General features: G+C 75.2%; 12 protein-coding genes. 6 read left to right on the forward strand and 6 right to left on the reverse strand.

Features of this window, described 5'->3' with window-relative positions; all coding sequences use genetic code 11:
- Window positions 1-119 precede the first annotated feature (119 nt).
- The 4 genes from pflB (at window position 120) to Cpa01nite_RS15900 (ending at window position 4060) form a co-directional block, all read left to right on the forward strand.
- Entirely contained in the window at window positions 120-2387 is a 2268-nt protein-coding gene (pflB, locus tag Cpa01nite_RS15885; protein ID WP_203669732.1) for a formate C-acetyltransferase, read from the forward strand.
- A 96-nt stretch (window positions 2388-2483) separates the two neighbouring features.
- Window positions 2484-3371, forward strand: coding sequence for a pyruvate formate-lyase-activating protein (gene pflA / locus Cpa01nite_RS15890; protein WP_203669733.1), 888 nt, complete (start codon window positions 2484-2486; stop codon window positions 3369-3371).
- A 69-nt stretch (window positions 3372-3440) separates the two neighbouring features.
- Window positions 3441-3725 (forward strand): hypothetical protein, encoded by a 285-nt coding sequence (locus Cpa01nite_RS15895; RefSeq protein ID WP_203669734.1) that lies wholly within the window; start codon window positions 3441-3443, stop codon window positions 3723-3725.
- A gap of 5 nt (window positions 3726-3730) precedes the next feature.
- Window positions 3731-4060 (forward strand): ribbon-helix-helix domain-containing protein, encoded by a 330-nt coding sequence (locus Cpa01nite_RS15900; RefSeq protein WP_203669735.1) that lies wholly within the window; start codon window positions 3731-3733, stop codon window positions 4058-4060.
- Between the two features lie 27 nt (window positions 4061-4087).
- On the opposite strand, the gene Cpa01nite_RS15905 is transcribed toward Cpa01nite_RS15900, so the two are convergent.
- The 4 genes from Cpa01nite_RS15905 to Cpa01nite_RS15920 all read right to left on the reverse strand — a co-directional run bounded on the left by Cpa01nite_RS15905 (window position 4088) and on the right by Cpa01nite_RS15920 (window position 9236).
- A complete protein-coding gene (locus Cpa01nite_RS15905; protein WP_203669736.1) occupies window positions 4088-6313 on the reverse strand; it encodes a 3-hydroxyacyl-CoA dehydrogenase NAD-binding domain-containing protein in 2226 nt (741 codons plus the stop codon).
- A 243-nt stretch (window positions 6314-6556) separates the two neighbouring features.
- Window positions 6557-7858: an HRDC domain-containing protein gene (locus Cpa01nite_RS15910; protein ID WP_203669737.1), complete on the reverse strand. Its 1302-nt coding sequence runs from the start codon at window positions 7856-7858 to the stop codon at window positions 6557-6559.
- A gap of 74 nt (window positions 7859-7932) precedes the next feature.
- Window positions 7933-8517: a helix-turn-helix transcriptional regulator gene (locus tag Cpa01nite_RS18915; protein WP_275406266.1), complete on the reverse strand. Its 585-nt coding sequence runs from the start codon at window positions 8515-8517 to the stop codon at window positions 7933-7935.
- A gap of 137 nt (window positions 8518-8654) precedes the next feature.
- Window positions 8655-9236 carry a DUF3000 domain-containing protein gene (locus Cpa01nite_RS15920; RefSeq protein ID WP_203669738.1) on the reverse strand — a complete coding sequence of 194 codons (582 nt, stop codon included), beginning with the start codon at window positions 9234-9236 and terminating at the stop codon, window positions 8655-8657.
- Window positions 9237-9347: 111 nt separating this feature from the next.
- Here Cpa01nite_RS15920 and gnd point away from each other — a divergent pair, with 111 nt between their 5' ends.
- Together gnd and Cpa01nite_RS15930 are read left to right on the forward strand one after the other, a co-directional pair.
- Window positions 9348-10787: an NADP-dependent phosphogluconate dehydrogenase gene (gene gnd / locus Cpa01nite_RS15925; protein WP_203669740.1), complete on the forward strand. Its 1440-nt coding sequence runs from the start codon at window positions 9348-9350 to the stop codon at window positions 10785-10787.
- Window positions 10784-12049 carry a carboxylate--amine ligase gene (locus Cpa01nite_RS15930; protein WP_308439394.1) on the forward strand — a complete coding sequence of 422 codons (1266 nt, stop codon included), beginning with the start codon at window positions 10784-10786 and terminating at the stop codon, window positions 12047-12049. The genes gnd and Cpa01nite_RS15930 overlap by 4 nt, the downstream gene beginning before the upstream one ends.
- A 76-nt stretch (window positions 12050-12125) precedes the next feature.
- On the opposite strand, the gene Cpa01nite_RS15935 is transcribed toward Cpa01nite_RS15930, so the two are convergent.
- Window positions 12126-12611 carry a hypothetical protein gene (locus Cpa01nite_RS15935; protein ID WP_203669742.1) on the reverse strand — a complete coding sequence of 162 codons (486 nt, stop codon included), beginning with the start codon at window positions 12609-12611 and terminating at the stop codon, window positions 12126-12128.
- A gap of 47 nt (window positions 12612-12658) precedes the next feature.
- Window positions 12659-13450 (reverse strand): dihydrofolate reductase family protein, encoded by a 792-nt coding sequence (locus Cpa01nite_RS15940; RefSeq protein WP_203669743.1) that lies wholly within the window; start codon window positions 13448-13450, stop codon window positions 12659-12661.
- Window positions 13451-13526 lie beyond the last annotated feature (76 nt).

Genomic DNA, 13526 nt, shown 5'->3' on the forward strand with positions numbered 1-13526 from the left:
GAGCACCGTCACGGGGCCGGTCCGCGCCCCTGACGAGGGCGGGGGACCTCCGTCCCAAGACATCCCATGACCTCGTGAATAGCGTCGCCAGTACGACGCACTCAGCGAGGGAGCAGCAGATGTCCACCACCGCAGTACCCCCCACCGGGACCGACGCCACCGCGCCGGCCTGGGACGGTTTCGTCACCGGACCCTGGTGTGACGGGATCGACGTCCGCGACTTCATCCAGCGCAACTACACGCCGTACACCGGCGAGGCGGACTTCCTCGCCGGGCCGACCGAGCGCACCACCGGCATCTGGGCGAGGCTCAGCGCGATGTTCCCGGAGGAGCGCGCCAAGGGCGTCCACGACATCGACAACCGCACCCCGTCGACGATCGTCTCGCACCCGGCCGGCTACATCGACCAGGAGAACGAGCTCATCGTCGGCCTGCAGACCGACGCCCCGCTCAAGCGCGCCATGATCCCCAACGGCGGGTGGCGCATGGTCGAGAAGAGCCTCGAGACCTACGGCTACGACGTCGACCCCGACGTCGCGAAGATCTTCACCACGTACCGCAAGACGCACAACGACGGCGTCTTCGACGTGTACCCCCCGAACGTCCGCGCCGCCCGCTCGTCGCACCTCATCACCGGCCTGCCGGACGCCTACGGCCGCGGCCGCATCATCGGCGACTACCGCCGCGTGGCGCTGTACGGCGTGGACGCGCTGATCGAGGCCAAGCGGCTCGAGCGGCACGAGCTGGACATGGAGCCGTCGGTCGAGGACGTCATCCGCGACCGCGAGGAGAACGCGGAGCAGATCCGCGCGCTCGTCGAGCTCAAGCAGATGGCTGCGACCTACGGCTACGACATCTCCGGGCCGGCGACCACCGCCCGCGAGGCGATCCAGTGGCTGTACTTCGCCTACCTGGGCGCGGTGAAGGAGCAGAACGGCGCGGCGATGTCGCTGGGCCGCACCTCGACCTTCCTCGACGTCTACCTGCAGCGCGACCTCGAGGCCGGCCGCCTCACCGAGGAGCAGGCGCAGGAGCTGATCGACGACTTCGTCATCAAGCTGCGCATCGTGCGCTTCCTGCGCACCCCCGAGTACGACGCGCTGTTCTCCGGCGACCCGACCTGGGTCACCGAGTCGATCGCCGGCATCGGCGAGGACGGGCGGCCGCTCGTCACGAAGTCGTCGTTCCGGTTCCTGCAGACGCTGTACAACATCGGCCCGGCGCCCGAGCCGAACCTCACCGTGCTGTGGAGCAACCGGCTGCCCGAGGGCTTCAAGAAGTACTGCGCGCAGGTCTCGATCGACACCTCCGCGATCCAGTACGAGTCGGACGACCTGATCCGGACGTCCTGGGGCGACGACGCGGCGATCGCCTGCTGCGTGTCCCCGATGCGGGTCGGCAAGCAGATGCAGTTCTTCGGCGCGCGGGTCAACATCGCCAAGGCCCTGCTGTACGCGATCAACGGCGGCCGCGACGAGGTGTCCGGCAAGCAGGTCGCGCCGGTGTCCGCGCCGGTCGAGGGCGACGTGCTCGACTACGACGACGTCTCCGCCAAGTACGACCAGCTGCTCGAGTGGCTGGCGGAGACCTACGTCGACGCGCTCAACTGCGTGCACTACATGCACGACAAGTACGCGTACGAGCGGCTCGAGATGGCGCTGCACGACCGCCAGATCCTCCGGACGATGGCCTGCGGCATCGCCGGGCTGTCCGTCGTGGCGGACTCGCTGTCGGCGATCAGGTACGCGAAGGTCACGGCGGTGCGCGACGAGGACGGCCTCGTCACGGACTACGTCATCGAGGGCGACTTCCCGACGTACGGCAACGACGACGACCGCGCGGACGACATCGCGGTGGCCATCACGAAGTCGTTCATGGCGAAGATCCGGAAGCACAAGACCTACCGGAACTCGCTGCACACGCAGTCGGTGCTGACCATCACGTCGAACGTCGTCTACGGCAAGGCCACGGGCAACACCCCCGACGGCCGCCGCGCCGGCGAGCCGTTCGCCCCGGGCGCCAACCCGATGAACGGGCGCGACTCGCACGGCATGCTCGCCTCCGCGATGTCGGTCGCGAAGCTGCCGTACTCCGAGGCGATGGACGGCATCTCGCTCACCTCGACGGTCGTGCCCTCGGGCCTCGGCCGCACCAAGGAGGAGCAGGTGGCGAACCTGGTGGGCCTCATGGACGCGTACAACGTGTCGTCCGGCTACCACCTCAACGTCAACGTCCTCAACCGGGACACCCTCGAGGACGCCATGGAGCACCCCGAGAAGTACCCGCAGCTCACCATCCGGGTCTCCGGCTACGCGGTGAACTTCGTCCGGCTCACCCGCGAGCAGCAGCTCGACGTGCTGTCCCGCACGTTCCACGGCGGCGTCTGACACCCGACCGGCCCGGGGCGCGGATCGCCCCGGGCCGGACGGCCCCGCCCCCACCCCAGCAGGACCCCAGCAGGACCCCGCGAGGAGGTCGCGACCATGAGCAGCAGCCCGTCCGTCGTCGGCGAGGGCGGCGCCCCCGTCATCGAGCTGGGCCTGCCCGTCACGGGCGGCTCGCACCAGCGCTCGACGGCCGGCACCGCGGGGCTCGCGACGAGCGACGCGGAGCGCAGCGAGCGGTTCGCGCAGATGCGCGCCGGCGAGCTCGGGTCGCTGCACTCCTGGGAGCTCGTCACCGCGGTCGACGGGCCCGGCACCCGGCTCACGACGTTCCTGGCCGGCTGCCCGCTGCGCTGCCTGTACTGCCACAACCCCGACACCATGGAGATGCGCCGGGGCGAGCCGGTGCTCGCCGAGGAGCTGCTGCGCCGCATCCGCCGCTACGTCCCGGTGTTCGGCGTGACCGGCGGCGGGCTGACGATCTCCGGCGGCGAGCCGCTCATGCAGCCCGCGTTCGTCGCCCGGCTGCTGCGCGGGGCCAAGGAGCTCGGTGTGCACACCGCGATCGACACCTCCGGCTACCTCGGCGCGCACTGCTCGGACGCGATGCTCGCCGACATCGACCTCGTGCTGCTCGACGTGAAGTCGGGCATCCCCGAGACCTACCGGCGGACCACCGGACGGGACCTGCAGCCGACGCTCGACTTCGGTCGCCGGGTCGCCGCCTCCGGGACCGAGATCTGGATCCGGTTCGTGCTCGTCCCCGGGCTCACGGACGCGCCGGAGAACGTGGACGCCGTCGCGGACTACGTCGCCTCGCTGTCGACCGTCAGCCGGGTCGAGGTGCTGCCGTTCCACCAGATGGGGCGGGACAAGTGGCAGGGCCTGGGCATGACCTACGAGCTCGCGGACACCGAGCCGCCGAGCCCGGAGCTCGTGGCGCGGGTCCGGCAGCAGTTCCGGGACCGCGGGCTGACGGTGTTCTGAGCGTGCAGGGCTCGCGCGGTGTTCACCGACACCGGTCGAATGGGCCACTAGTGGTGGACACAATGCCCCGTGGGATGCGAGAGTGACGTGGGCGTGACGTGGGCGGCGAGCGCCGACGAGCACGGCGTCCCGCACGACGAGGCGCTCTACGCCATGGCCCACGCCCGCGTGGTGGTCCGCGAGTTCGGCGAGCCACGGATCGGGCCGACGGCTCCGACGTTGTTCATCGGCCCGAGCCGGTTCGGCACTCTGGAGGTGCTGGCCGACGTGAGGCCGCCGGACCGGGTGTGGATCTTCCACGTGATGCGGTTGCGGGAATCGACCCGCGCTCGGGTCGGGTACCAGGAGGAGTGAGCCGGATGGGCGAGCAGGACGCGGAGCGGGCGGCGGGGTTCGCCGCGGACCCGTCTGCTTGGGGCGAGCCGCGCGAGGTTCTCACCGGCGACGCCGCGTCCGCGTATGGGCGCTCCGTGCTGGAGGCCGCTGGGATCGACGTGGCCGCCGTGGAGCGGTCGGTCGGTCGCCCGCGGGTGGGCGGCGGCACCGGCCGGAGGGGCGTGCGGTCGCCGCGAGTGAACGTCACGATCAGCCCAGCCCAGGAGGCCGCGATCGAGCGGCTCGAGCAGCAGGGGTTGACGCGCAGCCAGATCGTCCGCGAGGCGCTCGACCGGTACCTCGCCGCGGGCTGACGGTGTTCTGAGCGTGCCCCGGTGCGGTCAGACCGCCGCGGTCCCCGACACGTCCGCGTCGGCGACGCCCGGCGGCAGCAGCCGGCGGCCCAGCACGCGCTCGGACCACCCGGTGCGGTCGAGCCACGGGCAGATCCCGCCGAGGTGCGCGGGCCAGCCGGCGCCGAGCAGCATCGCCAGGTCGACCTGGTCCGCGGACGGCACGACGCCCTCGTCGAGCAGCGAGCCGATCTCCTCGGCCAGCCCGCGCGCGACGCGGTCGAGCACCGCCCGCTCCTGCTCGGCGCGCGTGCCGGCCGCCGCCGGTGCGCCGAAGGCGTCCTGGATCCCCGGGTCGACCTGGGGCAGCCCGGCCGGTCCCGGCCGGGCGACGGACCGGCCCTGCTCGACGAGGGCGTCCAGGCCGGGGGACAGCGGGTAGCGGTCGCCGAGCTCGTCGTGCAGCGTGACCAGCACGTGCCGGGCGACCGGCAGCCCGACGAGCTGCAGCAGGGCGAACGGGCTCATGGGCAGCCCGAGCGGGCGCAGCGCCGTGTCCGCGGCCTCGACGGGCGTGCCGTCCTCGACGGCGCCCAGCACGTCCGCGAGCATCCGCAGCAGGACCCGGTTCACCACGAAGCCGGGGCGGTCGGTGGTGCGGACGACCGTCTTGCCGGCGCGCCGCGCGACGTCGACCGCCGTCGCCAGGGACGCCGGGTCCGACGACGGCGTGGCGACGACCTCGACCAGCGGCATCTGCGCGACCGGGTTGAAGAAGTGCAGCCCGACCACGCGCTCCGGGTGCGCCAGCCCTTCGGCCATCGCGGCGACCGACAGCGCGGAGGTGTTGGTGGCCAGCACGCAGTCGGGGTGCACGAGCGTCTCGAGCTCCGCGAACACGGCGCGCTTCACGTCGAGCACCTCGGTGACCGCCTCGATCACGAGGTCCGCGTCGGCGAGGTCGGCCAGGTCCGTGCCGACCCGGACGCCGTCGAGCAGCGCGCGCCCGGCGTCCTGCGGCATCCGGCCGCGGGCGACCGCCGACTCCACCAGGTCCCGGACGCGCTCGCGGCCGGCGGCGGCGCGCTCCTCGTCGACCTCCCGCATGGCCACCGGCACGCCGAGCCGGCCGCCGAGCAGGACCGCGAGCTGCGCCGCCATCAGGCCGGCGCCGACGATGCCGACCCGGCGGACCTCGCGCGGCCCGGCGTCGTCCGCCTCGGCGCGCGCCGCGCGGCGGGCGCCCCGGCCGGTGAGCTCGGCGGCGTACAGGGCGGCGCGGGCCTCGTCGGAGGCGAGCAGGCGGGACAGGGCGTCGTCCTCGGCGCGGAAGCCGGCCTCCCGGTCCCGTCCACCCGCCCGGGCCAGCAGGTCGAGCGTGTGCGCATACGCCGGGGCGGCGCCGTGCAGCCGGGCGTCCAGGGTCGCCGCGGCGCGGGTGACCGGGTCCGGCTCGCCCTCGGGGACCGCCGGCACCGCGGCACCGCGGCGGCCCGGGGTCCCGGCGCGCAGCACGCCCGCGGTCCAGGCGAGCGCGGACTGCTCGAAGCCCTCGGCGGGCAGCACGGTGTCGACCAGGCCCAGGTCGAGGGCCTGCTCCGCCGTGGTCAGCCGGTTGTTCGCGAGCGGCCGCAGCACCGCCAGGTCGACGGCCGCGGGCAGGCCGACCAGGCGGGGGAGCAGCCAGCAGCCGCCCCAGCCCGGCACGATGCCGAGCGACGACTCGGGCAGCCCGATCGACCGGATCCCGGCGACGGCGACGCGGTGGTCGCAGTGCAGCGCGAGCTCCAGGCCGCCGCCCAGCGCGTGCCCGGTCAGCCAGGCGAACGTCGGGACCGGCAGCTCGCCGAGCGGCCGCAGCGCGGCGTGCCCGGCCTCGGCGAGCGCGCGGGTCTGCGGCAGGCCGTCGAGGCGGCGGGCGACGGACAGGTCCGCACCCGCGACGAAGCAGCCCGGGCGTCCGGTGACGGCCACGGCGGCGACCTCGCCGGCCTCGGCGCGGCGCCGCACGGCGCCCAGGGCCTCGCGGAGCACCGCCAGGCCGCGCGGGCCGAGGGTGGTGGGGCGGCGCTCGTCCGTGGCGGTGAGCGTCAGCAGGGCCAGCACGCCGGCGCCGTCCGGCAGCTCGACGTCCCGGGTCGTCACGCGCAGGACGTGGTCGTCGGCCTCCGCGGGCAGGCCGTCTGGCGCGCCGGTGCCGGGCGCGGGGGTGCCGGGCGCGGCGGGGTCGCGCGGGGCGGACGACGGAGACGGCTCGGTGGCGGCGTGGCGCATGCGGCACTCCCTGGGACGACGGTGTCCGGTCGGAACACCGGCGACCCTAACGCCCCGGCTGCGCGCTGTCGCGGTGCCCGGACGACGGCGCGCCGCAGGTCAGCCGCCTGGGGGACGCCCGCGGTGCAGCGGGCGCTCCCCGTCGTCGAGTGGGCAGCGGACGCGTCGAGTGGGCAACCAGGGGATGCCCACTCGACGCGTCCGGTGCCCACTCGCGGTTGGCGCGGGCGCGGCGGCGCCGCGTCAGGCCGGGGTGGGCGCCGCGGCGAACGCCTCCGCCAGGCGCGGGGCCAGGAGGCCGATCTGCCACGGCCGCGCGCCGCCGGCCGCCAGGCGCTCGGCGAGGTGCGCCTCGTCGGCCGGGGTCGGCGGGGTCCAGCACACCCGGCGCAGCAGATCGGGCTGCAGCAGGTTCTCGGCGGGCACGGTGTGCGCCTCGGACAGCTCGGCGACGACGGCGCGCGCGGCGGTGAGCCGGGCCGCGGCGGCGGGGTCGCGGTCGGTCCAGGCGCGCGGCGGCGGCGGGGCGTCGGTGCGCGGCCCGCGGCTGCTGGGCAGCTGGTCCTCGGGCAGCTGGAGCCCGACGTCGATGGCGCGCTGCCAGAGCGCCGCGCGCCGCCGGGTGCCCTTGCCCGAGAACTGCGGCAGGGCGACGAGTTGCGGCACGGACCGCGGCAGCGCCTGCGCGGCGGCGACGATCGCGGCGTCGGGCAGCACGCGGCCGGGGGAGATGTCGCGCTGGCGGGCGTTCTCGTCGCGGGTCTCCCACAGCGAGCGGACGACGGCGAGCCGGCGCGGGTCGCGGATGGCGTGCACGCCGGACACCCGGCGCCACGGCTCGACGCGCGGGACGGGCGGTCCTGCGAGGCGGACGGCCTCGAACTCCTCGGCGGCCCACTGCGCCTTGCCGGCGACGGCCAGCCGCTCGGCGAGCACCTCGCGCAGCTCGACCAGCACCTCGACGTCGAGCGCGGCGTACCGGAGCCACTGCTCGGGCAGCGGGCGGGTCGACCAGTCGACGGCCGAGTGCTCCTTGGCGAGCCCGAGGCCGAGCAGCTCGGCGACGACGGCGGCCAGGCCGACGCGCTCCAGCCCGAGCAGCCGGGCGCCGAGCTCCGTGTCGAACACGCGCGACGGGCGCATGCCCTGCTCGGCGAGGGCGCCGAGGTCCTGGGACGCGGCGTGCAGCACCCACTCGACGCCGACCAGGGCGTCGGACAGCGGCGACAGGTCGGGCAGGGCGACCGGGTCGATGAGCGCGGTGCCCGCGCCCTCGCGGCGCACCTGCACCAGGTAGTTGTGCTGGCCGTACCGGTAGCCGGACGCGCGCTCGGCGTCGACGGCCACCGGGCCGGTGCCGGCGCCGAACGCCTCGACGACCCGGGCGAACGCCTCGGGGGTGTCGACGACGGCGGGCACGCCCTCGGCGGGCTCGGTCAGGGGGACGACGGCGGGCGCCTCGGGGGCGTCCGCGGAACGGTCGGCGCCGGCCGGGGCGCTGGTCTCCTCGGCCGGGGTACCGGCCGGGTGCGGGACTGACTGCATGGGACAACCGTAGGCCGTCGGGCCGCCGCCCCCGGTGCGGCGCGCAGGCGCGGCGTCCGGGGCGGGGCGGGCGCTCAGGCGAGCAGCCCGGTGCGGATGGAGATGGCGACCAGCGCGGCGCGGTCGCCCGTGCCGAGCTTGCGCGAGATCCGGGCGAGGTGGCTCTTGACCGTGAGCGCGGACAGGCCGAGCTCGTCGCCGATGGCGCGGTTGCTGAACCCGTCGGCGACCAGCCGCAGCACGCTGAGCTCGCGCGAGGTCAGGTCGGGGCGGGTGCGCGCGAACGGCGAGGGCACGGCGCCCGGGGCCGCGCCCGGCTGGCCGACGGTGGCGTTCGGCTCGGTCGCGACCGCGCCGCGCAGGCCGCCGGTCAGCAGGCCCACCAGGTCGCGGCGCCCGGCGCGGCGGGCGAGCAGGATGACGCGGCCGGAGCCGCGGCGGCGCAGGTTGCGCACGAGCGTCTGGCCGTCGCCCTCGGCGAGCTCGGTGACGACGACGCACATCTGGCCGAGCGGGCGGCGGCGCGGGTCGGTCGCGGTGCCGGTCGGGGTCACCACCTGCGTGCCGGGGCGGCGCGGCTGGGTGGCGAGGGCGCCGGTCCGGGCACCCGGGACGCCCGGCGCGAGTCCCGCGCCACGTCGGATCGGCTCGATGCTCACTGCGGTGCCCCCTTGACGGTCCAAGTCTTGCTCCCCCTATCGGCCCGACCTCGCGGTGTCTTGAGCAGATCGGGTGACATCGTGACCCGGCCGTGACCCGCGTGTCACGGGTGAGATCGCGCGCCCGTCGCCGTGCCCTACCGCCGGGGGGCCAGCGCGACGACGCCCTCGGGCAGCGGCGGCAGCCCGGCGACGGTGCACAGGAGGGTCCCCCAGGCGCGCAGGTGCGGCGCCAGGTCCTCGTCCCGGGCGGTCCAGGAGGCGCGCAGCTCGAGCTCGCACAGCTCGGGGCGCTCGTCCAGGGCCCCGAACGACTGGGACAGCACCCGGGTCACGGTGCCGCCGGCGGCGCGGGCGTCGACCTCGGCGGACGCGAGCGCGTCGGAGAACCAGCTCCAGGCGACCTCGGCGAGCAGCGGGTCCTGGCCGACCTCGGGCTCCAGCGTCGCGCGGACGAGCGTCACCAGGCGGAACGCGCCGTCCCAGGCCTCCTGGCCGGCCGGGTCGTGCAGCACGACGAACCGGCCGGAGGCGAGCTCGTCGGCCTCGGGGTCGCGGCGGGTGCTGCGCACGTCGGCGACGAGGGCGGCGGTGTACGGGGCGATGCGGGCGGGTCCGGGCGCCTCCTCGAGGGACACCTCGGGTCGCAGGGTCACGCCCCGCAGCGACCGCAGGGCGCGCAGGAACTCCGGTGGCGCGTCGCGGGGGCCGGTGCTCACAGCGCCGAGCGTAGGGGCGACGCTCTCGACCTGCGGGCGCGGCACGCCGGGCGCGGGGGGTGCGGACTAGGGTGAAGCTGCCCTGGCACCCCCTCGAAGGAGCACCCGCGCATGTCTGCACCCGCCGCACAGATCGGCGTCACCGGCCTCGCCGTCATGGGCCGCAACCTCGCCCGCAACCTGGCCCGGCACGGCTACACCGTCGCGGTGCACAACCGCTCGCAGGCGAAGACCGACTCGCTGATCGCGGACCACGGCGACGAGGGCACGTTCGTGCCGTCGGTGACCACCGAGGAGTTCGTGGCGTCGCTGGAGCGGCCGCGCAAGGTGATCATCATGGTCAAGGCGGGCGCGGCGACCGACGCGGTCATCGAGGAGCTGGTGCCGCTGCTCGACGAGGGCGACATCGTCATCGACGCCGGCAACGCGCACTTCCCGGACACCCGCCGCCGCGAGGCCGCGCTGCGCGAGAAGGGCCTGCACTTCGTCGGCTCCGGCGTGTCCGGCGGCGAGGAGGGCGCGCTCAACGGCCCGTCGATCATGCCGGGCGGCTCCCGCGAGTCGTACGAGGTGCTGGGCCCGATCCTCGAGGACATCTCCGCGAAGGTCGACGGCGTGCCGTGCTGCACCTACGTCGGCCCCGACGGTGCCGGGCACTTCGTCAAGATGGTGCACAACGGCATCGAGTACGCCGACATGCAGCTGATCGCCGAGGCGTACGACCTGCTCAAGCAGGGCCTGGGCGCGAGCGCGGCGGAGATCGCCGACATCTTCCGGACCTGGAACGAGGGCGACCTGGAGTCGTTCCTCATCGAGATCACCGCCGAGGTGCTGTCCCAGGTCGACGCCGAGACCGGGTCGGCGTTCGTCGACGTCGTGCTCGACCAGGCCGAGCAGAAGGGCACCGGCCGCTGGACCGTGCAGAACGCCCTGGACCTGGGCGTGCCGATCACCGGCATCGCGGAGGCCACGTTCGCCCGCGCGCTGTCCGGCTCGGTCCCGCAGCGCGAGGCCGCCCGCGGCACGCTGCCGGCGCACGCCGGGGCGTTCGAGGTGTCCGACCGCGACGCGTTCATCGAGGACGTCCGGCTCGCGCTGTACGCGTCGAAGGTCGTCGCGTACTCGCAGGGCTTCGACCAGATCGCGGCGGCCTCGGCCGAGAACGGCTGGGACATCGACCGCGGCGCCATGGCCCGGATCTGGCGCGGCGGCTGCATCATCCGCGCCCGGTTCCTCAACCGGATCACCGAGGCGTACGAGCGCGACGCCGAGCTCCCGCTGCTGCTCGCCGACGAGTACTTCACCGGCGCCGTCGGCAACGGTGTCGCCGCGTGGCGCCGGGTCGTGGCGCAGGCCGCGCTGGCGGGCATCCCGACGCCGGCCTTCGCGTCCTCGCTGTCCTACTACGACGGCGTCCGCGCGGAGCGGCTGCCGGCGGCGCTGATCCAGGCGCAGCGCGACTTCTTCGGCGCGCACACCTACAAGCGCGTCGACAAGCCCGGCACCTTCCACACCGAGTGGTCCGGCGACCGCGCCGAGCACACCGCGTGAGCGCGTCGACGCCGGCGCCGGCGCACCTGCCCGACCTGCAGCCCGTCATGCTCGGCGCCGACATCGGCGTGTACGCGCTCGCACGCGCGTTCCACGAGCAGTACGGCGTCCGGTCGATCGTGGTGAGCGGGGCGGCCCTCGGGCCGGTCGCCGACTCGCGGATCGTGGACAACCGGCTGGTCGCGGACGGGCACGACCCGCGCCAGCTGGTCGACGCCGTGCTGGAGGTGGCGCGCGAGCAGGCCGGGAAGCGGCTCGTGCTGCTGGCCAACTCGGACTGGCTGGTCCGGGTCGTCGTGCAGCACCGCGCGGAGCTCGAACCGCACTACGTGGTGCCGTTCCTCGGCGAGGAGCTGATGGACCGGCTGTCCGACAAGGCGACGTTCGCCGAGATCGCGACGGAGCTCGGCCTGGCCGTGCCGCGGACGATCGTCCAGGACTTCGCGCTCGCGGACGACCCGGCCTGGGCGCCGGTCCCGGTGGACGTCGGCTACCCGCTGATCGCCAAGGCGGCCAGCAGCGCCGACTACCAGGAGGTCGAGTTCGCGGGGAAGAAGAAGGTCTTCGAGATCTCCTCGCCCGACGAGCTCGAGGCGCTGTGGGCGTCGCTGCGCCGCGCGGGCTACCGCGGGCGGTTCGTCGTCCAGGAGCTGGTGCCGGGCGACGACACCCAGATGCGGTCGATCACGGCGTACGTCGACTCGCGCGGGTCGATCACGCTGCTCGCGTCCGCGCACGTGCTGCTCGAGGAGCACACGCCGTCCGGCCTGGGCAACCCGGCCGCGATGGTCGTGACCCGGGAGCAGGGGATGCTCGACCAGGCGGCCGCGTTCCTGCGCGGCGTGGGCTACGTCGGGTTCGCGAACTTCGACGTGAAGGTCGACCCGCGCGACGGGTCCTTCCGGTTCTTCGAGGTGAATCCCCGCATCGGGCGGAACAACTACTACGTGACGGCCGCCGGGGCGAACGTCGCGCGGTTCCTGGTCGAGGACCGGGTGCTGGACCGGGCGGTCGAGCCGGTCGTGGTCGACACCGAGGTGCTGTACTCGATCCTGCCGCACCGGCTGCTGCTGCGGTACGTGCTGGACCCGGCGCTGGCCGGGAAGGTGCGCGGGCTGATCAAGGCCGGGCGGGTGGCGCACCCGCTGCGCTACCGCCGTGACGCCGGGCTCAAGCGGCGCTGGTACGTGCTGGCCGCGGGGCTGAACCAGGTGCGCAAGTTCCGCCGGTACTACCCGGAGCCGACCAGCACGGGGTTCTGACGCCCCGCACCGGGACGAAGAGGCGGCCGGCGCCCCCGCTCGGGGACGCCGGCCGTCGTCGTGCGTGGGGCGGGCGTCAGCCCAGCTCGGACGTGCCCGAGTACAGGTGCAGCACCGGCACCTGCAGCTCGTCGCGGGCACGGGACGCCCAGTCGCGGTGGAAGGTGTCCTCGAGCGCGTGCGGGTAGGTCACGACGACGACCTCGCGGGCGCCCTCGGACGCCACGGCGGCGCGCAGCGCGGGCAGCGGGTCGTCGTCGACGACGGTGCCGGTGGCGGCGACGCCCGCGTCGGCGAACGCGGCGAGGCTGTCGGCGAGCTGCTCCGCGGCGTCGGCGGTGGCCTCGGCCGGCTCGGGCTCGCGGCCCAGCACGGTGTCGAGCGCCTCGCGGAGCTCGCCCATGCTGAGCTGGTCGACGAGGGACACGAGCACGTTGCGCTCGGTGTCGGCGGGGACGAGCACGCGGTACTGCAGCGACTCCCCGTCGTGCAGCGAGACGATGTGCGCGACGTCGGCGGCGGCGAGGGTGTCCTCCGTGAGGACCAGGATCGTGTCGGTCACGGATCGACCCTAGCGGGCGTCGGCGCTGCTCACCCGGGCGGCGTCCCTCAGCCGGCCGGGTCGAGCAGCCAGCGGCCGAGCAGCATCCCGTCGTGGTGCAGCAGGTGCGCGGGCCGCGCGGGCAGCGGCTCCAGCCACTCCGGGCCCTGCACGGCGCGCAGCCCCGGCCCGGCGACGAGCAGCGGGCTGGTGGTGAGGCACAGCTCGTCGACCAGCCCGGCGCGCACCAGGTCCGTGAGCAGGCGCGGGCCGCCCTCGGCGAGCACCCGGGTCAGGCCGCGGTCGGCCAGCGCGCCGACCGCGGCGCCCAGGTCGACGTCCTCCTCGCCGGCCACGAGCACCCGGTCGTCGCCGAGCTCCGCGCGCAGCCCGGCCAGCCGCGGGTTGGCGGCGACGGTGACCACGTACGGCGGGCGGTCGGTACCCCGCAGGCCCTCGGGCAGCTCGCCGGACGCCGTGACCAGCGCGAGCTCCAGGCCCGGCGCCTGCCCGCGGGCCGCGCGGGCTTCGCGCAGGTCGGCGGGGACGGTCAGCGGCGTGTACCCCTCGGCGCGGGCTGTCCCGGCGCCGACCAGGACCACGTCGGCGACCGCGCGCATGACCCGGAACACCCGCCAGTCGGCCGGGCCGTTGATGCTGCGCGACCGGCCGTCCGGGCCCTGGGCGGAGCCGTCGACGGTCGCGATCATGTTGGCCCGCACCGCCGACCGGCGCCCGGGGGCGGGGGCCGGGTGCGCGTACAGGTCGTGCAGCGCCGGCTCGCCCGGCTCGGGCGCCAGGCGCGCGCCGGCGCGGTCGAGGGGCAGCAGCACGTCCAGGGGCGGGAGCTCGCGGGGCATGCGCGCCAGGCTAGCGGCGGCCGGGAGCGCGGGGCGTCGCGGGCCGGTGTCGCCGCCGCGCCGCGCCCGGCCTAGG

It is taken from the genome of Cellulomonas pakistanensis (assembly GCF_016862755.1).
Classification (GTDB): domain Bacteria; phylum Actinomycetota; class Actinomycetes; order Actinomycetales; family Cellulomonadaceae; genus Cellulomonas; species Cellulomonas pakistanensis.